This is a genomic window from Bacillus cereus group sp. MYBK95-2 (assembly GCF_051915225.1).
GTDB lineage: Bacteria > Bacillota > Bacilli > Bacillales > Bacillaceae_G > Bacillus_A > Bacillus_A cereus.
Genome location: NZ_JBQAEH010000004.1, coordinates 65,469 through 90,722 on the forward strand (window position 1 = coordinate 65,469; position 25,254 = coordinate 90,722).

Genomic DNA, 25,254 nt, shown 5'->3' on the forward strand with positions numbered 1-25,254 from the left:
GGTCAGTCTAATACATAATATAACTGACCGTTCGGTCAATCGTCAATAAAAAGAGATGGTATAATACATTTATAATAAGATGCGAGATTAAATTTAGGAGAGAAGATATGAAAGAAAAAGAGCGTTTAATTATAGAATCGGCTATGAAGTTATTTGCTACTAAGGGTGTAAATGCGACATCAGTGCAGGAAATTGTGACAGCTAGTGGTATATCTAAGGGAGCTTTTTACTTATATTTTAAATCGAAAGATGAGCTTTTATTAGCGACACTTCGATATTATTATGACAAAATCCAAAAGAAAATGCTGGATATTGAACAAGAGTCTTTATTACCACGTGAAAAATTTGCAAAACAATTACATTGTCAGTTTAATGATATACAAAAGCATAAAGAATTTATTATTATGCATGCGAGAGAAAATGCGATTCCGTTTAATAAAGAAGTAGAAGAATTTATGATGCGGATGAAGTTAGAGTCTCATGCATTTTATCGGAATAGTTTATTGTCCATTTATGGTGAAAAGGTTATGCCATATTTATTGGATTTAGTAATTATGGTAGAAGGCATATGCCGTGGGTATTTAGAATTAATTATTTTACAAGCACCAGAAATTGATTTATCGTATGTAGCTGCTTTTATTTTAAAAAGAGTAGATAATTTAGTAGATGGCTTAGTAGAATCTTCGGAAGAACCTATTTTACATGAAGAAAAGCTTGGAGAATTCCTTTGTAAATCAGAGCTTATTAAGGAACAAGTTAAAGAACATTTTTTAAAAGAGATTATTGTATTTAAGCGCACTTTAGCTGATCAATTAGAGGATGATGAGCTGTTGGTTACATTAGATGTTTTAGAGGCGGAAATACGATTGCTTAATCCAAGAATTCCGGTAATTAGAGGTATGTTAGCAAATTTAGAGGCGTATCCGGAATTAAAAGAATTTCGATTACGCCTTATAGGATACTACAATATAAAAAATTCTTAATAAAAATAAGTAAAAAACTCCTTGTCTACACAAGGAGTTTTTTCTTAAAGACTACTTACTATTTTGAGACCATTCTTCAACATCCCAAACTTTTGTGATCCAATCTTCATAGAAGTCCGGTTCGTGACATACAAGGAGAATTGTTCCTTTATATGCTTTCATAGCCTTCTTAAGTTCCGCTTTTGCTGTAACATCAAGATGGTTTGTCGGCTCATCAAATAATAGCCAGTTACTTTCCTCACCCATTAGCTTACATAAACGAACTTTTGCTTGTTCTCCACCACTTAATTGACTTAATGGGCGAGAAATATGTTCATTTTTTAATCCGCATTTTGCTAACATCGCACGAATTTGATGCTGGTCTAGGCCAGGGAATGTATTCCATACATCATCAATTGGTGTTATATTATCAGCTTTAACTTCTTGTTCAAAGTATGCAGGCTCTAAGAAGTCACCAAGACTTGTTTTACCGCTTAAAGGTTTAATTTTACCTAAGATTGTTTTTAGTAACGTTGATTTACCAACACCGTTACATCCAACAATAGCAATTTTTTCACCACGTTCAATCGTCATTGATAGCTTTGGTAGTAGCGGATGTGTATATCCGATTTCTACATTTTCACCTTCAAAGACGAAGCGACTACTTGCACGACTTTCTTTAAATGAGAATTCCGGTTTAATTGCTGTTTCCGGACGATCAATAAGCTCCATGCGATCAAGTTGTTTTTGACGACTCTTTGCACGACCTGTCGTTGAATAACGAGCCTTGTTCTTTGCAATGAAGTCTTCTTGCTTTTTGATAAACTCGCGCTGTTTTTCATAAGCGTTTATATGTTGATTTTTATTGATTTCTGCTAGTTCTAGGAATTTTTCATATGTCGCTGTATAGCGTGTCATTTTTGTGAATTCTAGATGGAAAATAACATCAACACATTTATTCATAAATTCCGTATCATGAGAAATCAATAAGAATGCATGTGGGTATTCTTTCAAATAATTTGTTAACCAATGAATATGTTCAACGTCTAAATAGTTAGTAGGTTCATCAAGCAATAACACTTCTGGCTGTTCAAGTAATAGCTTTGCAAGCAATACTTTTGTACGTTGTCCACCACTTAGTGCTGAAACATCACGATCTAAACCAATTGCATCAATTCCAAGACCACGTGCAGCCTCTTCAATTTTCATATCTAGTAAATAGAAACCACCTGCTTCAAGTGCATCTTGTATTTCTGCCATTTGCTCAAGAAGTTCTTCTAGTTCTTCTGGTGTAGCAGTTCCCATTTTTTCTGTAACTTCATTTAAAGCTTTTTCCTTTTCGAATAACGGTAAAAATGCATCCGCTAGTACGTCACGGATTGTACGCCCAGGCGTTAAAACAGTATGCTGATCTAAGTAGCCATAATGTGTGCCCGGTGTCCATTCTACGCGACCTTGGTCATGAATAAGCTGACCAGTAATGATATTCATGAATGTTGATTTACCAACACCGTTTGCACCAACTAATCCAACGTGTTCACCTGCTAATAATCGCATAGATACATCTTTAAATAATGTACGATCGCCAAATGTATGTCCTAATTTTTCAACTGTTAATAAGCTCATAGTATCCTCCGTCCAACTTGAAATAGTACCTTGAATCATGATACTAAATTCTTTCATATAATGCCATCATTTCAAAATGTATATTTTTTCAAAAGAAGTGTTTGTAAATGTTAGTATATAAAAAAGTTACTTCTACCTACAGAAGTAACTTTTTGGTTATGCCTTTTGTTTAACTTCACTAACTTTCTTTTCAGCTACAATAAAATGCGGTCTACGTTTTGTTTCATAATAAATACGACCGATATATTCACCAATCACACCTAGGAATATGAGTTGAATACCGCCAATAAATAGTATAGCGGAAATGAGAGTAAAGTAACCAGGAACTTCCACACCACCAAGGATGATTTGAACGAACGTAGTGATTACGTATAAAAGTCCTAAAATGGTTGTTAGTAATCCGAGATATATAGATAGACGTAACGGTTTATTATTGAATGAAATTACACCATCAATTCCGTAATTTAATAATTTCGAGAAGGTCCATTTACTTTCTCCATCAGAACGTAATACATTTTCATATTCAATGATTAATTCGTTATAACCAATCCAAGAGAATAAACCCTTTGAAAATCGGTTGTATTCACTTAAAGACACTAAAGAATCCACTGCTCTTCGACTTAAAAGTCTAAAGTCACCAATACCATCTACTAATTCAATATCTACAAACTTATTCATCACCTTATAGTAAAGACGAGAGACGAAAGAGCGAACAGGTGAATCACCAGTTCTTGTTCTTTTTGCAATGACTTGGTCGTAGCCTTCGTTATATCCTTCTAACAGTTCTTTTATTAACGTAGGAGGGTGTTGTAAGTCAGCATCCATAATAACAATTGCATCTCCTGTAGCATATTTTAAACCAGCTAACATTGCAGCTTCTTTTCCGAAGTTTCGACTAAATGATATATAGTGTACCGATGAATCTGCACTAGCTAAATCACGTAAAATATTTAATGTATCATCTTTACTACCATCATTAACAAAAACAAATTCATAATCGGTAGTTAATTTATGAATTTCAAGAGAAGTCTCTGAATAAAAGGCACGAAGCACCTTTTCTTCATTGTAGCATGGTACTACTATTGAAAGGGTCATGTTAGGACCTCCTTAGGTGTAATTTTAAAGTGGGCATGAAGTAAAAGTGAAGCAATCATCTTCAACTTTTACTTCACTTCATTTTAATACCTTTTTTTAAAACGACTTTTTAATTTTGAATATCTTTTCGTATCTCCAAGAACTAGAAGCGAGATGCAAATGATAAATGAAATGATAGAAATAACGAGACCCATTTTGAAATAAGGTGTGACGTATTTCATTTCAACTACATGTTGCCCTTTGGAAATAGGAACGCCAATAAAGGCGGAATTAGCCTTCGTAAATTCGGTTTCTTTACCGTCAACTTTTATTGACCATCCTTTACTATATGGTACCGATAAATATAGTAATCCATCTTTAGTGGAATTAATATCACCTTTTAAGGAGTTACCTTCATAGTAAATGTTTTGTAGGCTATTTTCTTTTAAAGTATTTACTTTTTTCGGGACAGTCTGATAGTTAGTACTGTTGATTTGTAAATCTTTCAACTCATATTGACCAGGAGTAGGAATAGAAATGATTAGCTCGGTTGGCTTTGCATCTTTTCCTAAGTTGTAAACAAATCTTTCTAACGGATAAGCATAAGCTCCATCTTCATTACCTTTTATCATAGATTTGTCATTCACGGTAACCCCAAATGATTCCTTGTTTATATTTCTAATTTTAATTTCAACAAGAAGATCACCTAACATATCGTTATTATCAATAGGTACTATTATACGCCCATTTTCATGAACAGTGAGTATATCTTTCTCTTTCTCTATATTTTCCCACTTCATTTTATTTGGATTAATCTTAATTTGTTTTGAATCTAGCTGTTTTGTATTAAATTGTTTTAGTGGGAGACTTCCAACATCATTTACAACTACAGCATCTAATAAAAGTTGATCTTTCTCGGCAAAATTAAGTTTTGAAAAGTCTTCATCACTTATTCCAGCTTCGTATACATAGCCTAATGGTAGTGCAAATTCATTTTTATAAATGTTGTAAGGACCTACTTGTTGTAAATGCGTATAGCCATAAGGAATTTCGGTTTTATTAGCACCTTCACTTAGTACATAATATTTTACCCCTAGCATGTTCTCAAGGAATAATCGTTTATCTAACTGGAAGAACATAGATGGGCTATCATATCCTTGGAAAACATTGTACTTATTCTTCATAAAGTCATGAATATGATAATTGACTAAGCTTTGATAAGTACTTGTACCATGATAACCTTGCAACATCGGCGTATTTTTATAATTATTGTTTGGATTGATAATTCGATAAAAATCTTTATCTTGATTTTGTATATAACGAATTGCGTCAATTTCATCCTTATTATCAAGACCTGGCCCGTGTAATGATTCTTTTGTCACGCCTGCTTGATTAAAGTGTTTACTAAGAGCAAAATCTGAATAGAAGTAATTAATAAATATTACATTGACGAGTACATTTAATACAATGAAACATTGTAAGGCTACTTTTGATAAATAGCGCCATAGTAATATGGTAATAATAGATAATACAGTAATGCAAATTAAAATGTTATCAATCGTTTGTAGTGGCTGTGCGTTTATATTTACTTTTCTATAGAATGCGTAAATAAATAATGCTGTTGCTAGTAAAGGACCTATTAAATAATTGACCTTCTTTTTGTGGAGTAGCATCCAATCTAAAATGTAGGCAACAGTTTGCGCAACCACAAATGCAAATAAGTAAAACCATCTGTGTTGCATGGCAGAAAAGCCATTAAATACGGAATACGTATATGGAAGCATATATAGCACTAACATAAACCCAGTAAAGAGTAATTTATTTGTGACAAGTTTATTGCGTATTAGAAGCGCGCTAGTAATAAGGAAGAGGATGAAAACAGGGAATGCAAGCTGATACTCCTCTGTATTATTAATGAAAAAGATACTTTCCATTAAGTTTTTATAAAACGTATCTTCAAAAAATAACGGTATAGTAAATTTTGTAGCGAGTCGATCGGAACTAAATACACCATTTACAGATGGTATAAAGCAAACAGCAGATAAACCTAGTGATAAAGCATATAGAAAAGAAATTCTAATATAATAAATTATAAATGTTTTAATTGTTTTGTTCTGCTGTGTAGCGAAATATTGGAAAAAGGCATAAATATAGATAAAAATACTAGTAATGAAAGCGAAATAGAAATTTGATGCAAGCATAAGTGCTGTTGCAAACAGGAATAATCCTTTTTTTCGCTCTAAAATATATTTATCTAATCCCCATATTACTAAAGGTAAAAACACTATAGCATCTGCCATGAAATCCCATAATAAAGAATGGCGAATGAAAGTTATACATCCTCCATATATAATGGCAGAAATGAAAGAAGAAAAAATAGTTTTATTGTGATAACGTAAAGAACCATACATGAATAACATAGCTAATGTACTTTTTAAAACACTCATATATAGTTTCAGCTCAAAGATTTGATCAAAATTTAGTTTAGGAAGTAGAAGCGTAAGCCAGAAAAATGGTGCTGTACTATAGTAATAACTAAATTCTCCGAATAAATCTCCACCTAAGCCATAATCCCAAGACCAAAATAAATTTCCATCTTTAAATGCGTGTTGTAAAAGGAATGTAAAGAAACTGAATTGTGATAATGCATCTCCCGTACTAGAAAATACACTGTCTGATTTTAGGAAAAAGTAATGAAAAGCAAATGCACATATTATTAATAATGGAATAATAATAAGTGTGCTTTTAGTGAAAAATGTTCTTTTATTTACTTCTGAAGTCATTAAATAAATAAGCCTCCTTAAATGCAATTGCCACATTCTTCATCTCTAGTTATCTTTTTAGGATGAAGAAAAACTATGTATGAATCGGCGATTTTTAATAGTATTAATAAAGTGTTTATTTGTGTAATTTATAGTAAATTTAGGGTGTTTGTAGTTAATATTTACATGAAGAATTAACTATGAATTACCTTAATAATAGGTGTTTTACATCTAGTGCTGTTCGTTTCCAAGTATAATCATTCCAGAAAGGCAAGTCAATTTAAGATATAGATTGAAAAAAGGCCATTTTCTAAGTGAAGAAGATAAAAATAAAAACTTCAAATTTAATTTGAAGTTTTTATTTTTATTTATTTTCGAGCCAGCTTTTTATTTATAAATCCTAAAATCAATCCTCGTATTTGTGGATCGATTGCAAGACCGATAATCCCGTATAATATACCAGTAATTGTTAAAGCAACTAGTGGCGGTAAGGTAATTAATATTGTACGGTATAGAATATAGCTTAATATAAAGGCTAAGGTATTGAATATAATCCCTTTAAATAGTAACGAGAAGCCTTTACGAACAAATAGAGTGAATCCGATCAATAACGTAATCTCGGTAAGGATAGCGGCAATAGCGGCTCCCATCATTCCGAACTGACTACCTAAGACGATGTAACTTATAATGGCAGTAGCTAGTCCGATTCCCATTGTTGTTGCACGTTTCCATTGTTGACCAATGGTCGTTAAATTATCAGCAAGTGGATAGTTAATAGATTGTAAAATGACCATAAAGGCTAAAATGGCAAGAGCATCACCAGCTGGCGCATACTCTTCGCCTAATAAAGTAACAATCCAAAAACTTGGATCAGCGATAAATGGAATGGAGATTCCCATCCCTAAGAAAGACATTAGTTTTAATTCAAACTGAGATAGTTTTCTATGTTCATCAATATTCTTTTCATTTCCAAAAGTAAATAATTTTGGATAGAAGGCTGCTGCAATTACACCAGGTATTTGATAAAGGACTGCAGGTATTTTCGATGCAGCTCCAAAGAATCCAACTTGCTCATACGTCGAAACTTTTTCTAATATAATAGGGCCTAACTGTGGTAAAAGCATAATAATAATGCCATTGATTGTGAAAATCAGCAGTTGATCTAAAATCCCTTTGTCCCAGCCCTTATGAACTGTCGTATGGCGGAGTACCATTATGAAGGCGATGACTCCTGTTACAAGACTAGATATCCCATACATAGCAGCGACCGTCATAAGTGACCATTTCAACGACATTCCTAGTAGAAGCGCAGCTGCGGCTGTTATACCTTGTAGTACAGAAATAATCGCTGTAAATTGCATACGTTCTGTTACTTGGAAATAAGCCATTCCAACGCCTTGTAAAGTTGCTCCAAACATTGTTGGTAGTACAACCCAATATACCATGGCGCGTAAGTAGGCATCAGTATAGAAGAACTGAGCAAAAATAGCGAAGAGTACAGAAATTACGACAGCTAATACGAAACGAATGCGTAAATAACTACTGATTAGTACACTAATATTTGCATCCTTTCTCGTTCCTTCACGCATAAACGTATGTGTCAAACCTGCATCTGTGAAATAACAAATAACAGCGGAAACTGCTAATGCAGTTGTAAACATCCCATACTCACCAGGAGAAACGTATCTTGCGAAGAGAATCGTCGCGATAGCAAGTACAAATCGAACAGTAATATTTCCTACAAATAGGTAGGAGGCATTTTTAAGAATCTTATTTGTTTTCATGAGAAAAAACCTTTCTATTCTTTAGGACCTTTTTCGTTTGTCCTATTTGTAAATTTGATTTGTTTACGGAAAGAGAGATGAGTACTATATTTTCAGTTTAAGAAAACAGAAATTTAATTCGCACAAACCAAAGCATTGCATATAGTTTTTTACTACGCTTTCCGTTTTTTGAATAGATTTTACGGCAATATTTCTTTATATCTTTTTTGATTAATTGGACTTGGGTATTATTTAATTGAGAGTTTTCCTTAATGTATATACAAGCATTATTGATAACCGTATAAGGGAATAAATAAGTCTCAAGAATCTCAATAAGTGACTGAGGGTCTTTCGTAATGAAGTCTTGAGATTTATTATGTACCCAGTCTTTCATACGATTGAATACTTCTAGTTCTTTAGTTGTTTTTAATTCGTAATCTTTATATTTAGAAGAAAGATTTCCTTCGGATAAGATTCTATAATATGTTAAATATTCATCGACATAGCATACATTTGTCACACTCATTAGTTTAAATAAAAACTCCAAGTCTTCTCCCCAGCTACATCCTGGTGTAAAACGGATATTATGATTCATTGCGATAGAGCGTTTGAAAATCCAAGTACTTGTTTGAGCAACAACTTGGTGTGTTAAGAATGCTTTTGCCATATCACCTTTAATAAAGTTTGTTGTATGCTCAACCTTTTCGCCTGTTTCTTCGTAGAAATTCATATAACCACAATAGCACGCATCCATGTTGTTTTTATGCATACTCTCGATTTGTTTCTCAATTTTAGTTGGATGCCATAAGTCATCACTATCAAGGAAAGCGACGTATTCCCCGCTAGCATTTTCAATCCCTGTATTACGAGCTACTGAAACGCCTTGGTTTTTTTGGTGAACGTATTTTACTTGCCCCGGATATTTTTCTGCAAGATTTTTTACGATAGAAGGTGATTGATCTTTACTTCCATCATCTACAATTACAATTTCAATGTTTTTATATGTTTGATCCAGTATTGACTGCATTGTTTCTTCAATATATTTTTCTGTGTTATACAGAGGTATGACAACAGAAACAAGTTGTTTTTGTTCCATCATAGAATTTTTATCTCCTCAAATTTTTTATGTCTTGCACCATATATACAAGCCTTTTGAAAGGAAGAAGATTACAAGAACATCTGTATCAGTTTAACGCATATAAACTTTGTAAATCAACTTTCTATTATTGTACTTTGTATAAAAGTATTCATTATAGAATATATTTTCTTGTAAAAATATAGAAATGCAATTTGGAAATTATGTATTTTAAGGGAAAGTATGAAATGTTAAGGCGATTTGCGCTTCGTTTTGCAACTTTACAAACACATGGTGCAGATTGGACTCTAGCTAGCGATGATATAGGTCATCAAAAAACGGCAACTATTTTATTGGAAACAGGAATGTTGATATATCATGAGATGGATAAACCACCTATTCATATTATGCCAGGTTTTCCAGTGTTTTTAGTTACTGTATTTTACTTTTTTTGTAAATGGCAATAAAGGCCTTTTTGTAGCTAAATTAATTATTATCCTATTAGGGGTACTTATTATTTTACTAACTTATAAGATTGGTACTTATTTATTGAATCCCGCTGCAGGATTAATAGGTACTTTCTTATTAGCCGTGTATCCTCCAGAGATTGTTTTGGAAAATTTAACTTTAACAGAAGGACAGCTTCTATTCTTTTCATTGGGATTATTATATTGGAGTTTAAAATTAGCTGATACTCATAAAACGAAACATTTTCTACTTTTTAGCATTGTACTTACGCCTACAAGTTGCTTTATATCCAATACCATTACTTATATATCTTTTAATGAAGCGCTATCCATTCCACATTGATGAAGCAAGCGATAGTATTTTTTATAATAAAAAATACATGCAAGGAAGGACCTGTGCATGTATGATGAGAAGATTATGTTAAATATTCCAAGGTTTACTTAAAGTTAAAACTTCAGCCATCTCTTTACTTTTTAAACGTCCCTTTTTTCGGTTTTCCGCGCGTTCTAAACCGGTTGTGTGTAACCAATGTTCTTCCTCAGTTTCAGGTAGTACTTGTGGTACCGACGAAGGTTTTCCATCTTTTATTGCTACAAATGTAATGAAGCAAGTAGCAGCAATTCTACGCTCGCCTGCTAATAAATTTTCTGCGATTACTTTTACGAAAACTTCCATTGAAGATTTCCCTGTATAACATACAAATGCTTCATAACAAACAGAATCAGCCTGGTGAATTGGAGTTAAAAAATCAACTGAATCAATAGATGCTGTTACGCAATGTTTACGACTATGTCTTGCAGCCGCAATCGAAGCAATACTATCAATTTCTGCTAATAATTTCCCTCCAAAAAGTGTTTGGTGATTATTTAAATCGTTAGGAAAAACACGTGTTGTCTTAATTGCTTTAGATTCTCGCATGAATTTCTTTTCCATATATTCAGCCCCTATAGTCTGTTTTCAATCAGAATAATATGTGTAAGCGGATTACTCATATTAGATATTTAATGAAGTAAAGTGTATTCCAAAAGAGGATTATTTAAACTTCTGTATTTGTATTCATGTAACTGAAAGAAAATTTATTTTATCTAAAATGTAGTGTAAAAGAGGATTCGCTTACATTGCAAGTAAAAAGTAATGACTATGTATTTGTCATAGAAATTCTCTATCAGCCGTGTACTCATTCATGATAGAATCGTTTTGTTATGAATGGAAATAGAGGTGCAATGGACATATGAATCATATACAAACAAATTTTTCATCTTTCTTTAATAAAATTACAATCGGTGCGATGCTCGCATTTTTTGTTTATAGTTGTTGGGCAGCATTTGAGAAAAGTAAGCAATTTTTTGGAGGAAGTACAACAAGTGTAACAATCATATTAGCAATTTTTATCATACTCATTTTGTTAGTGGCATCAATTCTACAATATCGTTTTACAGATAAACAATTTCTTATTTTTCTTATAAGTATATCTATAGTTGTGAGACTTAGTATGCTGTTATTTGTAGCCGCTCCAATAATTGGTGATCTGAAAGTGATGTATGAGTCTGCAAAGCAGATTGCAATTGGTAATAATATAGAGACTGTAACTCATTTGCCTTTTATTATATATGAGTCAGTAATTATTCGTATATTTGGTGATACATTATTCGCTTTACAACTATTTAATGTGTTATTTTGCGCAGGAACCGCATTTTTTATTTATCGTATTGCAGCAATGGTTTTTGGAGAAGAATGCGGTCGTATTGCTTCTATCTTTTATGCTCTGTATATTCCAAATATATTCATGAGTTCCGTATTAACTCCTGAGTCACTTGCAATATTTTTATTTTATTTTGCTTGTTACATACTTTTATATAAAGGATTAGATCATCCTTATATGTGGGTATTTTCAGCGATTTTATTTGCATTTAGTAATATGATTTTCCCAATGGGATTATTTCTTCCTATTTTTATCACGGTATATGTATTATTAATCGAAGTATTTCAATCAGCAACGAAACAAAAGGTGTTACTAAAGATGATAGGGATACTTATTCTATTTTATAGTGCCCATTTTGGTGTGAATTATGGAATTAAGACAATGGGAATGTCACAATATACGATTGCGAATGAGACGTATGTTCAATCTGTTTTAATTGGAAAAACGCAACATGAAGAAAAAATATCGAAAAATCAAAGTGTAACAGAGCATATTGATCAAAAGTTAAAAGAGATTGAGGGAGAAAGATTTAAACTTTTAGAACCGATGATAAATCAGTTTTCAGATGAGGGGATAAATTCTATTCTTTTCAAATATGAAAAACTGATATATATAGCCGTAACATTGTTTATGACTATAGCTCTATTACACTTCCTTATTAAGAAACAACAAAATGAGGGATATATGTTGTTCTTATTTTTAATTAGTGGATACGTATTGTTAAAGCTCTTCCAAGTAGATATGGCATATTACAATGTAATTATGCCAGCATTGTTTATTTTGCAGAGCTTTGGTGTTTATATGAGTTATGTGTATTGTCAAAAAATATTTTTCAGAAAATAAAAAGAATCCATTCTGGATTCTTTTTTTTGATGGAAGATGAAATTTAGTAGTTAGTACAGATGAAAAGTACGCTTGACTACTAAATTTCATCTTATCGATTTAGTTCTAGTTGCAAATTATCGGCTGTTAGAGCCATTTGTGAGGAATCATCTTGAATTCCTTTCATTACTTGTGAAATAGCTTGTAGTTCGTGTTCAATTTTCTTATTCTGTTCTTTTGAGTTAGACATATCTTTTACGATTTCTTGGAAGTATCGATCTGTTGCCGACATACTATCTGTTCCTTCCGATACGAGAGAGCTAATTTGTTTCACAGAAGACGAGACACGAGTAATTTGTTCATTTGTTTTTTCGACGAGCTTTGTAACGTTAAATATAGATTCTTTCGTTTGCTCTGATAATTTTCGGATTTCGCCAGCAACAACAGAAAACCCTTTCCCAAATTCTCCAGCACGTGCCGACTCAATAGCAGCATTTAGTGCGAGTAAATTTGTTTGCTCCGCAATCGATTTAACAATATCTATGATTTCATTAATTTTGTTAGAAATATTGAGAAGTTCATGAGTATCTGTAATAATCGTTTCCATATTCATTTGAATAGATCCCATTCGTTTGTTTTGCTGGTTTAATTGTTCTTTCCCTTTATTCGCTTTTTCTTCAGATGTTGTAGCTAATGATGTACCTGTTTTAGCAATCTCTACAATAGTTTCAGATTTGGCGGTTAGTTTTTGAATAGAAGAGCTTGTTTTTTCAGATACAGCAGCTAGTTCTGTTGCGATATGCGTAATTGTCATAGCAGTTAATTCTTTTTCTTTCTCATGCTCTTTTTGCATTCTTTCGTATTCAGATTCATAAGCTGCAAGAACAAGTTCTTGTTCAAGAGTGAATAATTTATTTATAACATTTATAGAATATGAAAAATCATCGATTGTCGTTATTTTTGTTTGCAAAATCTTCATGATAGAGCGGAATAATTCTTGATAAGCAGCAGTATACCATTTTCGATGTAAACCAATTTGTACATGCCTTTTGGCAATCCTAACACGCTGTTCAATAAAATCTTCATGCATATTTCCGCTGAATAATTCTTTAATATGTGTTTTTAAAGTTTGTTTTAGTTTTGGAATAGAGCTGTAACGCTCAATAATAGTAATTAAATTAGGTTGTTTTGTAATGTTGGCATAGAATTTTTCAGTAATCCAATCAATTTCTGCATAAATAAAAGGCTGTAGCACTTTTACAACTTGTAAATCTTCTTTTGAAATATGTAGCATATCCATTTGAATTTTTAATTCAGAATTAGTAGGTACATTAAAAGTTATTTGTTGGTTCTTACTTAATTCGATTATACTGGCATTTGTTTTATTAATATTTTTTTTGAAAACCCCAAGCATCATTCTTCCCCCTGTATATAAAACGTTTTCAATTTTAAAACTAATATAGAGTAATTATATATGCTTATATATAATTACTCTATATTAGTTCGTTGAATAGTATATAAATTAAGAGAATTCTATCTAGAATTCTCTTAATGGCCTTTATTAATTTTAGCATGTGTTTTAAAGAAGACAGGGAAATGCACATTATATATTACAGTGACGACACGAATAACGAATGTTACTAATAAACAAACATAGAAAGCTAATACGTGCGCCCCCATAGCGTGTGTAATTAGGAAGCTAATTGCTCCTAAGATAGAAGCGATTGCGTAAATCTCTTTTCGGAATACGTAAGGGATATCTTGAGCACAAATGTCACGCAAAATACCGCCTCCAATACCTGTAATGACTCCCATTGAAACAACTAGAAATGAGGCGTCAACATGATGTGACATTGCCGCATTTGCACCAATAGCTGTAAAAACGCCTAAGCCAACAGCATCAGAAAGCATAATAACGACTTGAAGTTTATTGATACGCTCAAAAAACATACAAGTAAATAATGCTGATAATACACTTACGAAAAAGTAAATGGGTTTTACAAATGCGACAGGGGGCAGGTTACCAATCATGATATCACGAATAATACCGCCGCCGAGCGCAGTGGCTACAGCTAAACAAAGGACACCAAATAAATCTAAATCTTTTTTTAAACCAACTAATGTACCAGAAATGGCAGCGGCGATAATGCCAAGAAACGTAAATATATCGATTAATAACATGGCCTTAATCCCTTCCTCTTAAAGATGTTCCAGAGAAAAAATATACACTAAAGTATTGGAAATAACAATTACTTTTCGCTACATGTAGAAAAACGGATAAAATTCATAAAGAAAGCGTTTGAAAATGTTTGGAAAATAACCATAAAGTAATCTGAAAAAGATATGAAAAGATTAATTTTACATTTTTTGATGTTGTTAATTTGGTAAAATATTACAATTAGAGGTGAGATATTTATATTTGTATAAAATGATAAAAAAATATGTATATACTGACAAAAATAAGGGGATGGTTGTTAGATAGATTTTGTAAAAATAGGGGAGTATAGCTAAAGGACGATGATTTTTATTACTTATTAATACTTGTCCTGGCTAGTTTTAGCTGGAAAAATAGTTCTCGATTTGAATATGAGTTATGTTATAATTGCTAGGTGTGTTTGAATGATAAAAAATTATGATTAAAAGATAATGTTAAGATTTTGTATGGAGGTCTTGGAATGTTAGCAAATCAAGCTAGGGTTAGATTTGAGCATTTTTTGCTCTTTTTTATTATTTTACAGCCTGTTTTAGATTTATTAACGTCTCTTAGCATAACTTTATTAAAGTCAAATGCTACCGTTGGAATTTTAGTAAGATTCCTTATTATGGCTGTTGGTGGTATTTACATTTTAATTCAGGCAAAAGAGAAGGAAAATAGAAAGTTTTTAATTTATCTTATATTATTAGCCGGAGTTTTAGGGATAGGGTTTATTAATAACAAACTAGTTAAAAATCCTATTGTACTTGGTGAAGAGGTTAAATTCGTTGCGAAAGCATTATATATATATATCATGCTGGGATCATACATTTTAGCTTTAAAATCATTGAAAAAGACAGTTAATATTAGTGATAAGGTTCGAAATAGTATTGTATATTCTACATTAATCATTAACGCAATTATGGTTATTTCTATTTCAACATCTACTGACTTTGGTAGTTATGAATGGATGAAGGTTGGTTCTCGAGGTTGGTTCTATGCAGGGAATGAACTAGGTTCAATCTTAGCTATTATTTTCCCTATTGTGGTACTATATTCTATTCAAAAAACAAAGAGCTGGAAACACATTTTATATTGGATTCCATCACTTTTAATGATTTATTCGCTAATTCAAGTCGGTACAAAAGTTGGAATGGGCTCAATTGGTGCTACGTTAGGGGCAGCAATCGGAATCATTGTACTACAATTATTATTTGATAGAAAAAATCCGAACAAAAAATCCCTTGCGCTTAATGCAGTAATTGCTATGGTCCTATTAGCTGGTGTAGTTGGGACGTTTAAACAAACACCATTAGCACAAAATATGGGTATTCACAATAATTATTTATCAGAGCAAAATGTGGCACAGCAAGGTCAAAAAGAAAAAGAAATTAAAGAGAAGCTGAAAAAAGAGCAAGAACTTAAAGCAAAAGAAGAAAATCATCATAAAGTTGAAAAGCCAGAAGAAAAGGCGAAGATAGAAGAGGAAGTTAAGAAAGAGCTTGAGAAAGAGCAAAAGAAAGAAAATCAAGAAAATCTTATTTTCAGTGGACGTCAAGTATATGAAGAAAGACATAAGCAGTTCTTTAAAGAAGCGCCAATGTCACAAAAGTTATTAGGAATGGGTTATGCAGGTAACTTTAAATACAATGAACAAAAGCAGCCAGATCCAAAACTAATTGAAATGGACTTCCATGATTGGTTTTATGATTTCGGGATTATTGGCTTTGTATTACTAATGATTCCATTTATTTATTACGGGCTAAGAATTTTACTAGCATTTGCTACGAGATTTAAGGACATATTCAATATAAAATATGGAATGATTTCAGCAAGCTTATTGTTAGCGTTAGGTATTGCTTATATTGCAGGACATATTTTAACAGCACCAGGAGTTGGAATTTACTTTGTAGTGGTGTTAGCTTATCTAATAGTAGACCTAGAAATTGAATGATAAAAATAAAAGCTAACTTTTGTTAGCTTTTATTTTTTAGTACAGTAAAATAAAAATAGATGGAAACGTAGCGAGGATTTAAAGGAGGAAAAAATATGAGAATATTGCATATGAATGCAGGAGCAGAAGATGGGGGAGGGAAAACACATATTATTTCACTTCTCGATCAGTTTCCAACTGGTGAAGTAGAATTAGCAGTATTTGAAGATGGAATTGTTGCGAAGGAAGCAAGGGAGTTAGGGATAAAAGTCCATGTGTTTTCACAAAAATCGCGCTATGATTTATCCATTTTAAAGAATATAAGTGAATTTATTAATAAAGAAAAATTTGATGTAGTTCATACACATGGCCCTAGGGCTAATTTCTATGTTTCTTTAATGAAAAAGAGAATAAAGGCAAAATGGGTAACGACTATTCATAGTGATCCGTTTCAAGACTTTACTAAACAGGGCTTAAAAGGTTGGATTTTTACGAAATTAAATTTGAAAGCCTTAAAAAATATAGACTTATTTTTCGTTGTAACGAATAGATTGAAAAAAAGCCTGGCAGCATTAGGTATTTCAAATGAAAAGATGCATGTTATTTATAATGGAATTGGATACGATAAGGAAAAAGCAGAAGGTTATAATAAAAAAGAAATGTTCAATATTGATGAAGATGTATTTACGGCAATCCAAGTAGCACGATTACATCCTGTCAAAGGACATGAAGTTTTATTCGATGCGTTACAACAAACAAAATTAGAGAAAATTAAAGTATTATTAGTTGGCGATGGCCCATTAGAAGAAAATCTAAAGTCATTAGCTACTGAAAAAGGGATTAACGATAAAGTAGAGTTTTTAGGACATCGTCAAGATGTAAAACAATTATTTGCGTCGTCACATGTAAATTTATTAACTTCCCATAGTGAAGGGTTCCCACTAGTTTTATTAGAAGCGGCAAATCAACGCGTACCATCAATTGTGACTAGGGCTGGAGAAATTGAGCCATTAATCGTAGATGAAACTTACGGATGGATTGTGCCAACAGGTGATGGAAAGGCATTAGCATTAGCTTTAGAAGAAGCGTATGATAAGTGGAAAACTGGAGAGTTAGCAGCAATGGGTAAACATATTTATGAGCATGCTACTATGAACTTCTCACTTCAAAAACTATATGAAGATACAAAGGAAACATATAAGCAATTAATAGCGAAAAACTTGTAATGATAGAGAGGATAGTTAACTATGGCAGTACAAACAGTTGATATTCTAGGCGTTCCTTTTTCTACAATGACAATGGATGAAACGGTCCAATATTTAAAAGAACAACTAGAGGCGGAGCGAACTCATACGTTTCAGGTAGTAACAGCAAACCCTGAAATTGTTATGTGCGCAAAAAAGGATGAAAAGTTCTATCAAACATTATTGAATACAGATTTAATTACACCTGATGGTATTGGGGTTGTAAAGGCAAGCGGGATGCTTGGTACACCTTTAAAAGAACGTGTAGCAGGTTTTGATTTAATGTGTAATTTACTTGCGAAGTTATCAGAAGATAGTAAGCCGGTATCTGTTTTCTTATTAGGTGCAAAGCCGCATGTTGTACAAGCTGCAGCAGATCATTTAACAAAGACATATTCAGCTGTATCCATCGCCGGTATACAAGATGGTTATTTTAAACAAGAAGACGAAGAGAATATTATTTCTCGCATTCAAGAAGCAAAACCAGATTTATTACTTGTTGCACTTGGTTTCCCGAGACAAGAGAACTTTATCCAAAACAATAAGCATCGTTTAGAAACGAAAATGGCTGTTGGAGTGGGTGGAAGTTTAGATGTATGGGCTGGAGAGGTAAAACGTGCACCAAAATGGATTCAAGCGATTCATTTAGAGTGGTTTTATAGATTATGCAGTAATCCAACACGCTGGCGTCGTCAGTTAGTATTAGCGGAATTTTTAAAAGAAGTAATGCGTTCGAAAAAGTAGCGAAATATCGCTGCTTTTTTTATTTGTTCATTTTTAATAAATTGAAACTTTAATCAGTGAGGCATCCCCACTGATTATTAGCTCTCACCAATCGGGATAGACGTTTTACTTTTTGGGAATGATGAAGGAGAATTTTTTACACAAAAGTATTTTACTTATACAATTCACACATGTAAAATGATGTGTAAAGACACCTGTGTGAGGAGGACTTCTAGTGGGCAAGGTAAAAGAAATTTCGAAGCGCAAACTACTTGGTATAGCTGGGCTTGGATGGCTATTTGATGCAATGGATGTTGGAATGCTTTCATTTGTAATGGTAGCCTTGCAAAAGGATTGGGGATTAAGTACGCAAGAAATGGGCTGGATAGGCAGTATTAACTCAATCGGTATGGCAGTAGGAGCGCTTATTTTTGGGATACTATCAGATAAAATAGGGCGGAAATCAGTCTTTATTATTACATTATTGTTATTTTCTATCGGTAGTGGTTTAACTGCATTAACAACAACACTTGCAATGTTTCTCCTTTTACGCTTTTTAATTGGTATGGGGCTTGGCGGAGAGCTTCCAGTTGCCTCTACACTAGTATCAGAGAGTGTTGAAGCGCATGAGCGTGGGAGAATTGTTGTGTTATTAGAAAGTTTTTGGGCAGGTGGATGGCTAATTGCAGCTCTTATCTCGTATTTTGTTATTCCTAAATATGGTTGGGAAGTTGCGATGGTATTGAGTGCAATTCCAGCACTATATGCTTTATATTTAAGATGGAATTTACCGGATTCCCCAAGGTTCCAAAAAGTTGAAAAAAGGCCATCTGTTATTGAAAATATAAAATCAGTTTGGTCTGGGGAATATCGTAAAGCAACAATTATGCTATGGATTCTATGGTTTTGTGTTGTCTTTTCCTATTATGGAATGTTCCTTTGGTTACCGAGTGTAATGGTGCTAAAAGGATTTAGTTTAATAAAAAGTTTCCAATACGTACTTATTATGACGTTAGCTCAACTTCCAGGATATTTCACCGCTGCTTGGTTTATTGAACGTCTCGGTCGTAAATTTGTTTTGGTTACGTATTTAATTGGGACAGCTTGCAGTGCTTATTTGTTTGGGGTTGCGGATTCATTAACAGTATTAATTGTGGCAGGTATGCTACTATCCTTCTTTAACTTAGGTGCTTGGGGAGCATTATACGCCTATACACCTGAGCAGTATCCAACGGTTATTCGTGGTACAGGTGCAGGAATGGCAGCAGCATTTGGTCGTATCGGTGGTATCCTTGGGCCACTATTAGTGGGATATTTAGTTGCCTCAGAAGCTTCACTATCATTAATATTTACGATTTTCTGTGGATCAATTTTAATTGGTGTGTTCGCTGTAATAATACTTGGACAGGAAACGAAGCAACGAGAATTAGTATAAAGTGAAAATTTAAACGTATCCTGGATCGTTTATCATCCTACACTACTCGGCTCTTTATAGGCAGTTAGTACGGGATAAAGGGGGAGAGGAAACCGAAGTGGTTTCCTTTTTTCTGTTTTTTTAGATAAATAATGGTATAGTAAGAAAAAGGGATTATTTCTTATAAAAGCGAATGTATACAACAGGACATATGGACAAAGAATTAGGTGGTTGAAGAAATGAAAATTTTACTGATTATGGAAGAGGCAGAAGAGAGAAGAGAGTTAGCTGAAAATTTCACTGAAAATATGAGAAATGTAGAATGTTTTGAAGCAAAGACAGGAACAGAATCTTTATTTATGATGAAAAAACATATACCAGACTTTGTTTTTTTAAGTTCCAAATTACTAGATGGTACTGGTTTTGAATATGCAAGTTTATTACGAGAAATAAATTGCTATACAAAATTTATTTTTGTAGGTGAAAACATAGAAGAATCTATTACAGCTTTTCGTTTCCAAGCATTTTATTATTTATTGCGACCATTTCGTGAAGAAGATTTACAATTTCTTTTATATAAAATAGGTAAAGAACAAGGTGAGAAAGCAAAGAGTTATTTGCGAAAACTACCGATAGAAAGTCAAGAGGGCATACGATATATTCTTCCAGAAGATATCGTATATGTAAGTAAAAATAAAGAAAATAAAACTGTTTCAATTTACACAACGAATAATCAGTATATTTCAACATATACACTTCAGGAATTAGAAAATAAGCTAAATGCATATGATTTTTTACGTGTACATAAAAGCTATTTAATTAATATGTCATATGTAAAAGAACTGAAACCTTATTATAATGGCACGTATAATTTGTATTTAGATAGGTATGATGAGCAACCGATTCCAGTCAGTCGTAATTATGTAAAACGCCTTCGAAATAACATTGAATTATAGTAGATAATGAGAGTATTTTAACATGATAAACTGAAAATCCTTCATGATAGGGAGGATTCAAGTTAAATATTCAGAAAATTTAGTACAATCTCCACTAAGAAATAGTATTGGGGGAATTGTATGTGAAGACATTGAAATCGATCTTACTTTGGGGCGTTATTACAGCAGTAGGAGCAGGTGCTTTTGGGGTAATAGCTTTATCACAAGGTGAAACCATTAATGCTGTATGGCTCTTAGTAGCTGCCGTATGTGTATATGCAGTTGCTTATCGCTTTTATAGTAGATTTATAGCGAGAAAGGTTTTTAATTTAGATGATAATCGGCAAACACCAGCCCATACATTAAATGATGGGAAAGACTATGTTCCAACAAATAAGTGGGTATTGTTTGGACATCACTTTGCAGCGATTGCTGGAGCGGGACCTTTAGTAGGACCGATTTTAGCGGCACAAATGGGATATTTACCAGGGACCATTTGGATTATTGTTGGGGTAGTTGTTGCGGGGGCTGTCCAAGATTTTGTTATTTTATTTGCTTCAATGAGACGTAATGGTAAATCGTTAGGAGAAATGATTAAAGATGAGATTGGACCTGTTACAGGACTAATTGCAATGATAGGTATTTTAGGAATTATGATTATTTTATTAGCAGTATTAGCGTTGGTCGTAGTAAAGGCACTAATCGGAAGTCCTTGGGGAATGTTTACGATAGCAGCAACGATTCCTATCGCTATTTTAATGGGAGTTTATATGCGCTATATTAGGCCTGGTCGTGTTGGAGAAGGATCAGTAATTGGTATTATCCTACTTATTTTATCTCTTGTTGGAGGACAGTATGTAGCAGAAAATCCAACACTTGCAAGTATGTTCACATTTAGTGGTGAAACAATTGCTATTATGCTTATTGTATATGGATTTATTGCATCTGCATTACCAGTTTGGATGCTTTTAGCACCACGTGATTATTTAAGTACATTTTTAAAAGTCGGAACAATTGTAGGGTTAGCAATCGGTATCTTAATTGTAGCACCAGATTTACAAATGCCAGCAGTTTCGAAATTTATTGATGGAACTGGTCCTGTGTTCTCTGGAAACCTATTCCCTTTCTTATTTATTACTATTGCTTGTGGTGCAGTGTCTGGATTCCATGCTCTTGTTTCATCAGGTACGACGCCGAAGATGATTGAGCAAGAGGGACACGCACAGCCAATCGGTTATGGAGCAATGTTAATGGAGTCGTTTGTAGCAGCGATGGCGATGATTGCAGCCTGTGTATTAACACCGGGAACGTATTTTGCAATTAATAGTCCCGCAGCACTTATCGGTACAGATGTCTCGCAGGCAGCTCAAGTTATTTCCTCATGGGGATTTGCTATTACACCAAATGAACTAAAAGATCTCGCTGTAAATGTTGGAGAGCAAACGATTTTATCACGTACAGGTGGTGCGCCAACATTAGCGATAGGTATGGCATATATTTTCTCACAAGTAATAGGTGGAACGGCCATGATGGCATTTTGGTATCATTTTGCGATTCTCTTTGAAGCCCTATTTATTTTAACAACGATTGATGCCGGAACGCGTGTCGGCCGATTTATGATTCAAGATATTTTAGGGCATGTATATAAGCCATTTGGGAAAACGGATTCTACATTAGCAAATGTAATCGCTACAACATTATGTGTATTAGGGTGGGGATATTTCTTATACCAAGGGGTAATAGATCCGCTCGGTGGAATTAATACATTATGGCCACTTTTCGGTATTGCAAATCAAATGCTAGCAGGTATTGCATTATTACTTGGAACGACAATTTTGTTCAAAATGGGAAAAAAGGCGTACGTTTGGGTAACACTTATTCCAACTGTCGGGTTGCTGATTGTAACAATGACGGCGGGGTATCAAAAGCTATTTCATGAAAATCCTAAAATTGGATTTCTATCGCATGCAAAGGTATTTCAGAGAGCATTAGATGAGGGAAAAGTGCTAGCGCCAGCTAAAAATGTCGCTCAAATGAAGCAAATTATTTTCAATGATTATATTGATGCAGCGCTTTGTGGGATTTTTATGATAGTTGTAATCGCTGTGTTAATTTCAGCACTTCGAATTTGGATACAAGTATTAAGAAATAAGCCAATGCCGTTAAAAGAGGCACCATATATTCCTAGAGATGAAAGTGAGTCGAGGAACTATGCTTAAAAAGCTGTGGCAAGTATGGGGGGAAAGGAAGCGCTTTATTAGTTTGCTCGTTGGGGTACCAAGTTATGAAGTATATGTGGAGCATATGAAAAAGCATCATCCTGAAGAAGAGGTTTTATGTCAAAAGCAATTTTTTGCTGAGGCACAAGAAGCAAGATTTAACGCAAAGGGTGGAAAAATATCACGCTGTTGTTAATGAAAAAGGGCGAGTTTTCGCCCTTTTTATTTTTTGCTGTTTCACGTGAAACAGCAAAAAATAAATAAAAACTTTGGGAATTATAGGGATTTCGTATACAATAAAGTAAGGAAAGGGATAGATAGAAAAGTAAGGAGATCATTTTATGTTAAGGGACTTATTTGTAAATACAACAATTATTCTTTCCTTTATTTTTGTTGGAGGTCAGCTTTTAAGAGATAAGCCGTTAAAAGAAGGATTCTCTTTTGGGCAGAAATGTGTAGTAGGCATTTTTACTGGGATACTAGGTATATTACTAATGTATTTCGGTGTTCGTGTTGGTACCATCCTATTGGATTTACGCTACTTAGCTGTTATTCTAGCTGTTATTATTGGAGGGCCGATAGCGAGTACCATAACAATTATTATGATTTTAGTAACTAGACTGTTGTTTATGGATTATTCATTAGCTTCTCAAGTGGCCTTTTATACAATCATTGCGATAGGAATAGGGAGTATCTTTATTTCGCGTATGAAGCTTTCTTTAGGGGAAAAGTGGGTATGGTTACACGCATATATTTTATCTATTCTAATCCCAGCGTTATATATATGGTTAATTAAAGAGATCCACATAGTGGGATTATATTTAATTTCTAGTATTATTACAGGTTACATAACATTCATAAGTGCAAATTATGTTTTACAATCCAATGAGCTATTTCAAACGATGAAGCAATACGCAACGATAGATGCATTGACAGGTCTAGGAAACGTAAGACAGTTTGATTTAGAGATGAATCGTCATATTAGTAATAAACACTTGAAAAACGATTCACTTTGTTTACTACTTATAGATATTGACCATTTTAAGCATGTAAATGATACGTATGGGCACCCAGCGGGAGACGAAGTGTTAAAACAAGTAGGTCATATTTTGCGAGAAATGTCAGCATTTCCGGATTTGGTTTTTCGAAAGGGTGGAGAGGAGTTTGCGCTTTTGATACCAAGGAAAGGAATGGCTTATGGAATTCATGTTGGGGAACAAACTCGTATAGCTGTTGAAAAACATTCATTTGAATTGTTAGATGGAACAAAAATAAAAATTACAGTTTCGGTAGGGGTTTCAGAGTATGAAGGGGCATCAGAGCGATTTATTCAAGCGGCGGATGATGCGTTATACTACTCGAAACGAAATGGTAGAAATAAGGTCAGCTCTGCATCTTAAAGATAAGATGACCGGAAGACATAAAGCTTATAAAAAACACTCACAGAGGCAATGTATGAACCTTGTGAGTGTTTTTATTTATATATTAGACAAGTTCTTTTGATACAACGAATTTACGATATGCACCATGGTGAGTTGGACCTACGTATTCGTTAATTTTGAATGAGTAACGAATAGCAGCTGTGATGAATTCTTTAGCAGTTTTTACTGCTTCTTTCACAGGTTTTCCTTTTGCAAGTTCTGCTGTAATTGCAGCAGAATATGTACAACCTGCACCGTGTGTATTGGTTGTATCGATTTTTTCTGATTCTAGAAGTTCGAATGTTTCTCCATCATATAGGACGTCGATTGCAGTTTCCGTACCAAGTTTGCTTCCGCCTTTAATTAGTACGTATTTGGCACCTAAAGCGTGGATTTTCTTCGCTGCTTCTTTCATGTCCTCAAGAGAATTAATTTTCACACCACTTAATTGGTAAGCTTCAAATAAGTTTGGCGTTACAACTAATGCCTTTGGCACAAGAACGTCACGTAAGCAATCGTTTGTTTCAGGGTGTAATGCTTCATCTGCACCTTTACATACCATAACAGGGTCAACTACTACATTTTTGAAATTGTGCTTTTCGATTGTTTCTGCAACCATTTCAATAATTTCTACTGATCCAAGCATACCTGTTTTTAAAGCGTCTACGCCAACACCTTCAATTGTTGTTTCTAATTGTGGTTTTAATGTAGAAGCTGGGATTGGAAATACGTTATGTGCCCAACTGTTATGTGGATCCATCGTTACGATTGTTGTAAGAGATGTCATTCCGTATACGCCCAGTTCTTGGAATGTTTTTAAATCTGCTTGTATACCAGCACCGCCACTTGTGTCAGAACCAGCGATAGTAAGTGCTTTATTTAATGTCATTATGAAAGCCCCCTCGAGTGATATAATG

19 protein-coding genes and 2 pseudogenes are annotated in these 25,254 nt (G+C 33.6%); 11 read left to right on the top strand and 10 right to left on the bottom strand.

The window, feature by feature from the left end:
• Positions 1-107: 107 nt before the first annotated feature.
• Entirely contained in the window at positions 108-983 is an 876-nt protein-coding gene (locus ACTFN4_RS14940) for a TetR/AcrR family transcriptional regulator (protein WP_000659648.1), read from the top strand.
• 51 nt (positions 984-1,034) lie between these two features.
• Here the strand turns inward: ACTFN4_RS14940 and ACTFN4_RS14945 are convergent, their stop codons facing one another.
• The 5 genes from ACTFN4_RS14945 to ACTFN4_RS14965 all read right to left on the bottom strand — a co-directional run bounded on the left by ACTFN4_RS14945 (position 1,035) and on the right by ACTFN4_RS14965 (position 9,286).
• On the bottom strand, positions 1,035-2,588 hold the full coding sequence (locus ACTFN4_RS14945) for an ABC-F family ATP-binding cassette domain-containing protein (protein WP_000055410.1): 1,554 nt from the start codon (positions 2,586-2,588) through the stop codon (positions 1,035-1,037).
• 156 nt (positions 2,589-2,744) lie between these two features.
• Positions 2,745-3,683: a glycosyltransferase family 2 protein gene (locus ACTFN4_RS14950; RefSeq protein WP_000175826.1), complete on the bottom strand. Its 939-nt coding sequence runs from the start codon at positions 3,681-3,683 to the stop codon at positions 2,745-2,747.
• Positions 3,684-3,766: 83 nt separating this feature from the next.
• Positions 3,767-6,445: a YfhO family protein gene (locus tag ACTFN4_RS14955; protein ID WP_071740972.1), complete on the bottom strand. Its 2,679-nt coding sequence runs from the start codon at positions 6,443-6,445 to the stop codon at positions 3,767-3,769.
• A gap of 347 nt (positions 6,446-6,792) precedes the next feature.
• Positions 6,793-8,208, bottom strand: coding sequence for an oligosaccharide flippase family protein (locus tag ACTFN4_RS14960; protein WP_000856146.1), 1,416 nt, complete (start codon positions 8,206-8,208; stop codon positions 6,793-6,795).
• A 97-nt stretch (positions 8,209-8,305) separates the two neighbouring features.
• Positions 8,306-9,286: a glycosyltransferase family 2 protein gene (locus ACTFN4_RS14965; RefSeq protein ID WP_000970527.1), complete on the bottom strand. Its 981-nt coding sequence runs from the start codon at positions 9,284-9,286 to the stop codon at positions 8,306-8,308.
• A gap of 200 nt (positions 9,287-9,486) precedes the next feature.
• On the opposite strand from ACTFN4_RS14965, the pseudogene ACTFN4_RS14970 reads away from it, so the two are divergent.
• Positions 9,487-10,089, top strand: a pseudogene (locus ACTFN4_RS14970) (4-amino-4-deoxy-L-arabinose transferase); the annotation flags it as partial.
• A 61-nt stretch (positions 10,090-10,150) separates the two neighbouring features.
• On the opposite strand, the gene ACTFN4_RS14975 reads toward ACTFN4_RS14970, so the two are convergent.
• Entirely contained in the window at positions 10,151-10,663 is a 513-nt protein-coding gene (locus ACTFN4_RS14975) for an acyl-CoA thioesterase (protein WP_000412120.1), read from the bottom strand.
• Between the two features lie 298 nt (positions 10,664-10,961).
• Between ACTFN4_RS14975 and ACTFN4_RS14980 the strand changes: the two genes are divergently transcribed.
• Positions 10,962-12,275: an ArnT family glycosyltransferase gene (locus tag ACTFN4_RS14980; RefSeq protein ID WP_439962499.1), complete on the top strand. Its 1,314-nt coding sequence runs from the start codon at positions 10,962-10,964 to the stop codon at positions 12,273-12,275.
• Between the two features lie 91 nt (positions 12,276-12,366).
• Here the strand turns inward: ACTFN4_RS14980 and ACTFN4_RS14985 are convergent, their stop codons facing one another.
• The 3 genes and pseudogenes from ACTFN4_RS14985 to ACTFN4_RS14995 form a co-directional block, all read right to left on the bottom strand.
• Positions 12,367-13,107, bottom strand: coding sequence for a methyl-accepting chemotaxis protein (locus ACTFN4_RS14985; protein WP_370512974.1), 741 nt, complete (start codon positions 13,105-13,107; stop codon positions 12,367-12,369).
• Between the two features lie 15 nt (positions 13,108-13,122).
• Positions 13,123-13,671 (bottom strand): annotated as a pseudogene (locus ACTFN4_RS14990) (protoglobin family protein); the annotation flags it as partial.
• Between the two features lie 131 nt (positions 13,672-13,802).
• The gene (locus tag ACTFN4_RS14995) at positions 13,803-14,435 is read right to left on the bottom strand and encodes a trimeric intracellular cation channel family protein (protein ID WP_000924371.1); all 633 of its coding nucleotides are present in this window, start codon (positions 14,433-14,435) and stop codon (positions 13,803-13,805) included.
• A gap of 494 nt (positions 14,436-14,929) precedes the next feature.
• Here ACTFN4_RS14995 and ACTFN4_RS15000 point away from each other — a divergent pair, with 494 nt between their 5' ends.
• From ACTFN4_RS15000 to ACTFN4_RS15035, 8 genes are all read left to right on the top strand, one after another.
• Positions 14,930-16,402: an O-antigen ligase family protein gene (locus ACTFN4_RS15000; protein ID WP_000880755.1), complete on the top strand. Its 1,473-nt coding sequence runs from the start codon at positions 14,930-14,932 to the stop codon at positions 16,400-16,402.
• Positions 16,403-16,497: 95 nt separating this feature from the next.
• The gene (locus ACTFN4_RS15005) at positions 16,498-17,607 is read left to right on the top strand and encodes a glycosyltransferase family 4 protein (RefSeq protein WP_439962500.1); all 1,110 of its coding nucleotides are present in this window, start codon (positions 16,498-16,500) and stop codon (positions 17,605-17,607) included.
• Between the two features lie 21 nt (positions 17,608-17,628).
• Positions 17,629-18,369: a WecB/TagA/CpsF family glycosyltransferase gene (locus ACTFN4_RS15010; protein WP_000290748.1), complete on the top strand. Its 741-nt coding sequence runs from the start codon at positions 17,629-17,631 to the stop codon at positions 18,367-18,369.
• Between the two features lie 214 nt (positions 18,370-18,583).
• Positions 18,584-19,783, top strand: coding sequence for an MFS transporter (locus ACTFN4_RS15015; protein ID WP_086404468.1), 1,200 nt, complete (start codon positions 18,584-18,586; stop codon positions 19,781-19,783).
• A 218-nt stretch (positions 19,784-20,001) separates the two neighbouring features.
• Complete coding sequence (locus ACTFN4_RS15020; protein WP_000698256.1) at positions 20,002-20,718, top strand: LytR/AlgR family response regulator transcription factor; 717 nt, start codon at positions 20,002-20,004, stop codon at positions 20,716-20,718.
• A gap of 122 nt (positions 20,719-20,840) precedes the next feature.
• Positions 20,841-22,916 carry a carbon starvation protein CstA gene (gene cstA, locus ACTFN4_RS15025; RefSeq protein ID WP_000854314.1) on the top strand — a complete coding sequence of 692 codons (2,076 nt, stop codon included), beginning with the start codon at positions 20,841-20,843 and terminating at the stop codon, positions 22,914-22,916.
• Positions 22,909-23,112: a YbdD/YjiX family protein gene (locus ACTFN4_RS15030; protein ID WP_000914503.1), complete on the top strand. Its 204-nt coding sequence runs from the start codon at positions 22,909-22,911 to the stop codon at positions 23,110-23,112. The genes cstA and ACTFN4_RS15030 overlap by 8 nt, the downstream gene beginning before the upstream one ends.
• 145 nt (positions 23,113-23,257) lie before the next feature.
• Positions 23,258-24,316 carry a GGDEF domain-containing protein gene (locus tag ACTFN4_RS15035; protein ID WP_086404466.1) on the top strand — a complete coding sequence of 353 codons (1,059 nt, stop codon included), beginning with the start codon at positions 23,258-23,260 and terminating at the stop codon, positions 24,314-24,316.
• A gap of 85 nt (positions 24,317-24,401) precedes the next feature.
• Here ACTFN4_RS15035 and pdxK read toward each other — a convergent pair whose 3' ends face one another.
• Positions 24,402-25,226 (bottom strand): pyridoxine/pyridoxal/pyridoxamine kinase, encoded by an 825-nt coding sequence (pdxK, locus tag ACTFN4_RS15040; RefSeq protein ID WP_086404465.1) that lies wholly within the window; start codon positions 25,224-25,226, stop codon positions 24,402-24,404.
• Positions 25,227-25,254: the final 28 nt, after the last annotated feature.

Bases quoted from the DNA above. Each gene is read 5' to 3' on its own strand.
- ACTFN4_RS14940 (WP_000659648.1), top strand. From the start codon at position 108: ATGAAAGAAAAAGAGCGTTTAATTATAGAATCGGCTATGAAGTTATTT.
- ACTFN4_RS14945 (WP_000055410.1), bottom strand. From the start codon at position 2,588: ATGAGCTTATTAACAGTTGAAAAATTAGGACATACATTTGGCGATCGT.
- ACTFN4_RS14950 (WP_000175826.1), bottom strand. From the start codon at position 3,683: ATGACCCTTTCAATAGTAGTACCATGCTACAATGAAGAAAAGGTGCTT.
- ACTFN4_RS14955 (WP_071740972.1), bottom strand. From the start codon at position 6,445: ATGACTTCAGAAGTAAATAAAAGAACATTTTTCACTAAAAGCACACTT.
- ACTFN4_RS14960 (WP_000856146.1), bottom strand. From the start codon at position 8,208: ATGAAAACAAATAAGATTCTTAAAAATGCCTCCTACCTATTTGTAGGA.
- ACTFN4_RS14965 (WP_000970527.1), bottom strand. From the start codon at position 9,286: ATGATGGAACAAAAACAACTTGTTTCTGTTGTCATACCTCTGTATAAC.
- ACTFN4_RS14975 (WP_000412120.1), bottom strand. From the start codon at position 10,663: ATGGAAAAGAAATTCATGCGAGAATCTAAAGCAATTAAGACAACACGT.
- ACTFN4_RS14980 (WP_439962499.1), top strand. From the start codon at position 10,962: ATGAATCATATACAAACAAATTTTTCATCTTTCTTTAATAAAATTACA.
- ACTFN4_RS14985 (WP_370512974.1), bottom strand. From the start codon at position 13,107: ATGCAAAAAGAGCATGAGAAAGAAAAAGAATTAACTGCTATGACAATT.
- ACTFN4_RS14995 (WP_000924371.1), bottom strand. From the start codon at position 14,435: ATGTTATTAATCGATATATTTACGTTTCTTGGCATTATCGCCGCTGCC.
- ACTFN4_RS15000 (WP_000880755.1), top strand. From the start codon at position 14,930: ATGTTAGCAAATCAAGCTAGGGTTAGATTTGAGCATTTTTTGCTCTTT.
- ACTFN4_RS15005 (WP_439962500.1), top strand. From the start codon at position 16,498: ATGAGAATATTGCATATGAATGCAGGAGCAGAAGATGGGGGAGGGAAA.
- ACTFN4_RS15010 (WP_000290748.1), top strand. From the start codon at position 17,629: ATGGCAGTACAAACAGTTGATATTCTAGGCGTTCCTTTTTCTACAATG.
- ACTFN4_RS15020 (WP_000698256.1), top strand. From the start codon at position 20,002: ATGAAAATTTTACTGATTATGGAAGAGGCAGAAGAGAGAAGAGAGTTA.
- ACTFN4_RS15030 (WP_000914503.1), top strand. From the start codon at position 22,909: ATGCTTAAAAAGCTGTGGCAAGTATGGGGGGAAAGGAAGCGCTTTATT.
- ACTFN4_RS15035 (WP_086404466.1), top strand. From the start codon at position 23,258: ATGTTAAGGGACTTATTTGTAAATACAACAATTATTCTTTCCTTTATT.
- pdxK (WP_086404465.1), bottom strand. From the start codon at position 25,226: ATGACATTAAATAAAGCACTTACTATCGCTGGTTCTGACACAAGTGGC.